Source organism: Caulobacter sp. D5, assembly GCF_003185805.1.
Classification (GTDB): Bacteria; Pseudomonadota; Alphaproteobacteria; order Caulobacterales; family Caulobacteraceae; genus Caulobacter.
In genome coordinates, this window is record NZ_QHJY01000431.1 from 1 (window position 1) to 5,151 (window position 5,151).

General features: G+C 71.7%; 5 protein-coding genes. 2 read left to right on the top strand and 3 right to left on the bottom strand.

The window, feature by feature from the left end; translation table 11 throughout:
* Positions 1-155: 155 nt before the first annotated feature.
* Together DMC18_RS22885 and DMC18_RS22890 are read right to left on the bottom strand one after the other, a co-directional pair.
* On the bottom strand, positions 156-758 hold the full coding sequence (locus tag DMC18_RS22885; protein ID WP_110119737.1) for a hypothetical protein: 603 nt from the start codon (positions 756-758) through the stop codon (positions 156-158).
* A 201-nt stretch (positions 759-959) separates the two neighbouring features.
* Positions 960-2,696 (bottom strand): LysM peptidoglycan-binding domain-containing protein, encoded by a 1,737-nt coding sequence (locus DMC18_RS22890; protein WP_110119736.1) that lies wholly within the window; start codon positions 2,694-2,696, stop codon positions 960-962.
* 157 nt (positions 2,697-2,853) lie between these two features.
* Between DMC18_RS22890 and DMC18_RS22895 the strand changes: the two genes are divergently transcribed.
* Both DMC18_RS22895 and DMC18_RS22900 read left to right on the top strand, forming a co-directional pair.
* Positions 2,854-3,993 (top strand): DNA/RNA non-specific endonuclease, encoded by a 1,140-nt coding sequence (locus tag DMC18_RS22895; protein ID WP_199232614.1) that lies wholly within the window; start codon positions 2,854-2,856, stop codon positions 3,991-3,993.
* 31 nt (positions 3,994-4,024) lie between these two features.
* The gene (locus DMC18_RS22900; protein WP_110119735.1) at positions 4,025-4,345 is read left to right on the top strand and encodes a hypothetical protein; all 321 of its coding nucleotides are present in this window, start codon (positions 4,025-4,027) and stop codon (positions 4,343-4,345) included.
* A gap of 4 nt (positions 4,346-4,349) precedes the next feature.
* On the opposite strand, the gene DMC18_RS22905 is transcribed toward DMC18_RS22900, so the two are convergent.
* A partial coding sequence (locus tag DMC18_RS22905) for an MFS transporter (protein WP_146218183.1) occupies positions 4,350-5,151 on the bottom strand: 802 nt, incomplete at its 5' end.

A 5,151-nucleotide genomic window follows, 5' to 3' on the forward strand; every position in this document is an offset into this window, starting at 1 on the left:
GCCGCGATCGCCGCCGCGCAGGGGATCGACCACCGCCGCGCCGGCGATGGTCGCCATCGCCTCCAGCGCCAGCCGGGCCGCGCCGGCGCGGGCGGCCGTGGTGGACGGTGTCGAGGAAGAGAGATCGACTCCCGAGGAACGCTCTACGGGGCGGATCACGACGCGCCTCCCTCGACCTTGACCACCCGCAGACCGGGCTTCAGCGCGCTCCAGCCCACTTCCGAGCCGATCGCCTGCTGGCTGTTGCGGCCGTCGGCCAGCTCCTCGTTCTCGCCGTCGAACTGCACCACCGCCAGGCGCTTGCCGCCCCGCGCGATCGCGAACCGCGCCCAGGGATAGCCGTCGAGGATCGTCAGCCGCGCGTCGGGCAGCGCCGCCGACAGGTCGGAGACGCTCGCCCCCTGGGAGATGGCGCCCTGCACGATCGCCCCCGGCGCCGGGCGCACATAGCGGCCGGAGAGATCCGCGCCGGCGCCGCAGCCCTGGAAGTCGGTGGTCACGGTCGCGGCCTCCCCGTTCAGCGCCACGCGCGCCGTGGCCGGCCGCGCCTCCAGGTCGGCGGCGGTGAGGGTGGTGTTGGTCCCCTCGAACGGCACGACCTGAGCGTCGATCCGCCCGTCCTTCAGCGCGCCCTCGGCCTCGAGCTGGCAATCGGCCGCCGTGGCCGCGCCGTCGGCGCTCGCGCCGCCCGAGAGGCTGATCCGCCAGACCTCGCCCTTGGCCGTCAGGACCAGCCGGCCGCGACGCTGGCCGCTCATCACGTATGTTCCGGCCGCCGGCGTCTTCGCAGCGTCAGCGGTGCCGGCGGCGGCCATGGGTAGGGGGGGGACGGCCGCCGCCGGTCGCTCACAACCGGCGAAGGCCAGCGCGAGGGCGATGAGGGTTGGGGGAGCAAGCTTCATCGTCGGGGTCATCCGGAACGGGTCAGGCGATTGAACGCCGACCCGCCGCGGCGGTTCTCATCGGCCCAGCATCGCCAGGGCGTCCCGGCGTTCGCTGGCGAAACGGTTGGCGACCGACGCCTGGACGTCGGCCGAGGCGCTGGTGAAGTAGGCCAGGGCCCCGCTGGCGTCGCGCTTGCCGCGCTCGTCGTAGATGGCGTTGATCAGGGCGCGGTCGTAGGTCTGGCCGTCGGCCGGCGTCAGCCCCTGCCCTTCCACCCGCGCCATGGCCTTGACCACCGCGCCGGTCTCCGGCCCGTGCTGCACCGAGGTGGACCAGACCACGTCCCGGATCGCCGCCGAGCGGGTCGACAGATCCACGCCCGTGTCGGTCTTCACCTTGTCGAGCTGCACCTGGTAGTGGGTGCGCTGAATGTAGTCGTGCTGGGCGGCCTCGAACTTTTCGGGCTCGCGGGCGGCGATCGCCTTCCAGGTCGCCGTGAAGCTGGCCGAGCCGGGGCTGGCGCCGCCGAACTCGGCCGCCCACTGGCGGCCCTCGGCGGCGAGGAACTCCTGCGGCCGGCCGCGATTGCCGGCCAGCTGGTAGGTGCCGTACGACACGCCGCCCGGATCGCCCGCCCCGCTCGACACCGTGCCGGGGCCGCGCCCTCCGGTCTCGTACCGCTCCGACAGGGCGCCGATCCGCGCGTCGCTGGAGGCCGAGGCCTGGGTCGTGGTGGTCGCGCCGCCGGGCGGTCCCTGGCGGTCGACATTGACCAGCACGTAGTTGAAGCTCTTCTGGTCGCCCAGGCCGTTCCAGAACGACTGGAAGTCGCCGGGCTTGAGGGTCTGGCAGCCCGCCGAGCCGGTGTTGGTATTGCCGCCGGCATGGAACAGGAACGAGTTGTCGGTGCTGACGCCGGTTCCCTTGGCGTCTTTCGCATCGATCAGGCCGTCGTGGTTGGTGTCGCGCTGGACGGCGTGGCTTTCGGTCGGGCGAAGCACGTTCCCCAGGGTCGAGCTCGTGCTCTTCTGGAAGGTGACCGTGCCCTCGGCGATGCGGCCCAGCTCCTTGCGGCCGTCGCCGTTGAAGTCGGCGCCGTAACGGCCGTCGTACTGGGCCGAGGGCTCGGTGTTGGCGGCGTATTCCTGGACCTTGCCCTGCTGCAGCACGACGACCCGGTCGTCATAGGCGCCCTTGCCGCCGTTGGTGTTCAGGCTGGTCTCGGTGCGCAGGCCCAGGATCACCTGCTTGCCGGCGGCCAGATCGGCCTTGGCCTGGGCGTCGCCATAGGCGTTCACGTAGCCGGCGTAGAGGTCGTACTTCTGGGCCTGGCTCAGCCCCTCGGTCGAGGGCAGGACGCCGGTCGCCTGGCCGGTCGTTGTGGTGGTGGACGGCGTCGTCTGCTGAGCGGTCGTCGTCTGCGTCGGCCGCGTGGCCGTTCCGCCGCCGGGGATTTGCAGGGCCTGGCCGACATGGATCAGGTTGGGGTTGGCCAGGTGGTTGGCCTGGGCGATCGACTGCCAGGAGACCCCGAACTGGGCGCCGATGCTGGAGAGGTTGTCGCCGGCCGCGACCTGGTAGCTGCGCGGCTCGGCGGCTGCGCCGGCCGGCAGGGTCACTGTCTGGCCCGGCCGGATGACGTTGGGATTGGTGATCTGCGGATTGGCCCGGATCAGCGCGTCCAGCGAGACGCCATGCTTTTCCGCGATGCCCGACAGGGTCTCGCCGGTCTTGACCAGATGCTCGTCGGAGCGTCCGCCGCCACTGGCGCTGGAAACGGATGACTGGGTGTTGAGGGACACGGCGGTCATCGGCAACTCCTGGTACGGACGCTTTCCTGCCGGGGACGCTAGTCCTCCCCCGCCCGCCGCATAACTAGGGACATCCCTAGCTAGGGTCGCTCCCAGCTATCCGGACGCCCCTCCCCGCCGCCATCGTTGGCCAGCCAAGGCGCAACGGAGGCCCCGCATGTCCGCCCTGAACGCAGCCGAGGCCCTCGGAGCCTCCAGCCGCGCCGCGTCGAGCGCGGCCGGCGCCGCGAGCGAGGCCTCGGGCCTGGTCGCGGCCAGCCGCACCGGCGGCCAGCTGAACACCAGCGAGCTGGCCGGCCAGCTGTCCGAGATCGCCAGGTCCGATCCGGCCAAGGCCCAGAGCCTGCGCGCCGAGATCGAGGCCGACCTGTCGCCGACCGACCAGAAGCGCCTAGCCGACGACCTGGACGCAGCCAGCGCCGCCCAGAAGCAGGAGCTGATGCTCGACCTGGGCCAGATGGCGCTGGACGTCGCGGGCCTGTTCGACCCGACCCCGATCTCGGACGGCGCCAACGGCGTCATCTCGCTGTTCCGGGGCGACTTTCTCGGGGCCGGCCTCTCGGCCGTCAGCATGATCCCCTACATCGGCGACGCGGCCAAGCTGGGCAAGCTCGGCAAGTGGGCCGAGACGGTGAGCAAGGCCGCCGACCTGGCCAAGGTCGACAGCGCCTTCGCCGCGGCCGCCAGGCCGGCGCTGGAAAAGCTGAAGGGCGCGATCGACGCCCTGCCGTTGGACAAGCTGCCCGAGAGCGCCCGCAACACCCTGGAGACCGCCAGCCGCAAGCTGGACGAGGCCCTGAGCGCCCGCCCCCGCGTCGAGCTGGAGCAAGGCGCCAAGGGCGGCTGGAACGCCAAGCTGAACGGCGAACTGGCGCCGAACACCGACTATGTGGTCAGCGGCCGCTACACCTATCACACCGACGCCAAGGGCCGGGTCGAGCAGGTGACGGGCACGCTCGACCTCAAGCACGCCGACCGCAACGGCTACCAGCAGACCAAGGCGGGCCAGGAAGGCGGGATCAAGGACGGGGTGGCCGGCGACGAGGGCGGGCACCTGGTCGCGGCGATCTTCAACGGCCCCGGCGAGCAGATCAACTACCACGCCATGGACGGCACGCTGAACAAGAGCGGCTGGAAGACCATGGAAAACGAGTGGGCCGCGGCCCTCAAGGACGGCAAGAAGGTCGACGTCGACATCAAGGCGGTGTTCGACGGCGCCTCCAAGCGGCCCGAGGCGTTCAGGGTGGAGTACGTCATCGACGGCAAGCCCTCGACCCGAACCTTCTTCAACGACTAGATTTGCCTTCAAAGCCGCCTAGGAGGATTCCATGGCCGACATCGACACCCCCGAAGGCATCTACCGCCATGTCGGCCAGGCCCTGGCCGACAGCGTGGCCGAGCCCTGGTCGGAGATCCGCCTGCATGTCGACGTGATCGACGGCTCGGTGGGCCTGACCGGCGACTACACCAGGGCCGCCGGCGAGGTGGCCGATCTCGACGTGCGCAAGCTCGACTATTCGGTGTCGAAGGCGCTGCGCAACCTGCACCGCCTCACCGCCTCCAGCGCCCACGAGCCGTGGTCGAAGGCGGTGTTCTCGCTGAAGTCGGACGGGGCCTTCGACCTGAAGTACGACTACGCGGCGGCTTGAGGGCTCAGGCCTTCCGCGCCGGCGCCAGCAGCACCCCCGCCGCCGCGACCAGCATCGCCGCCGCGATCATCGCCGAGGCCTTGAGCCCGCTGACGATCCCCGCCCCGGCCAGCGCGCCGAAGATCGCCACCCCGGCCGCGCCGCCGACCTGCCGGCAGGCGTTGAGCACGCCCGAGGCCGCGCCGGCGTCATGACGGTCGACGCCGGCCAGCAGGCCGCTGGTCAGGGCCGGGATCGCCAGGCCCATGCCGCCGGGGATCAGGGCGAACCCGGGCAGCATCTCCGCAAGGCTGCTGCCCTGCCCCAGCCGCGCGGTCAGGGCGTAGCCGCAGGCGGCGACCAGCACCCCGCCGCTGGTGACGGCCCTGGCGCCGAAGCGGCCGACCAGGGATCCGCTCAAGAGGTTGGAGACGATGAAGGTGGCCGTCAGGGGCAGGAAGGCCAGGCCCGCCTTGCCCGGCGTCCAGTGCAGCGCCCGCAGCATGTAGAGGCCCAGCACGAAGATCAGGCCGTAATAGGTGAAGTTCAGCGCCGAGCCGACGACCACCGCGCTCCAGGCTGGCCGGCGACGGAAGACCGACAACGGCATGGCCGGATGGGCCGCCCGGCGCTCGAACAGCACGAAGGCCAGAGCCAGGACCAGGCCCGCGACCAGGGCCGCCAGCGGCGCGCCGCCCCAGCCCCGATGGCCGCCCTCGATCAGCCCGCCGACCAGCAGGGTGACGGCGGCGGCGGCCAGGGCCTGGCCGACCAGGTCGAACGGAACCCTGGGCTTGGGCGGGCTCGGCGGGGCGACCAGCAGGGTC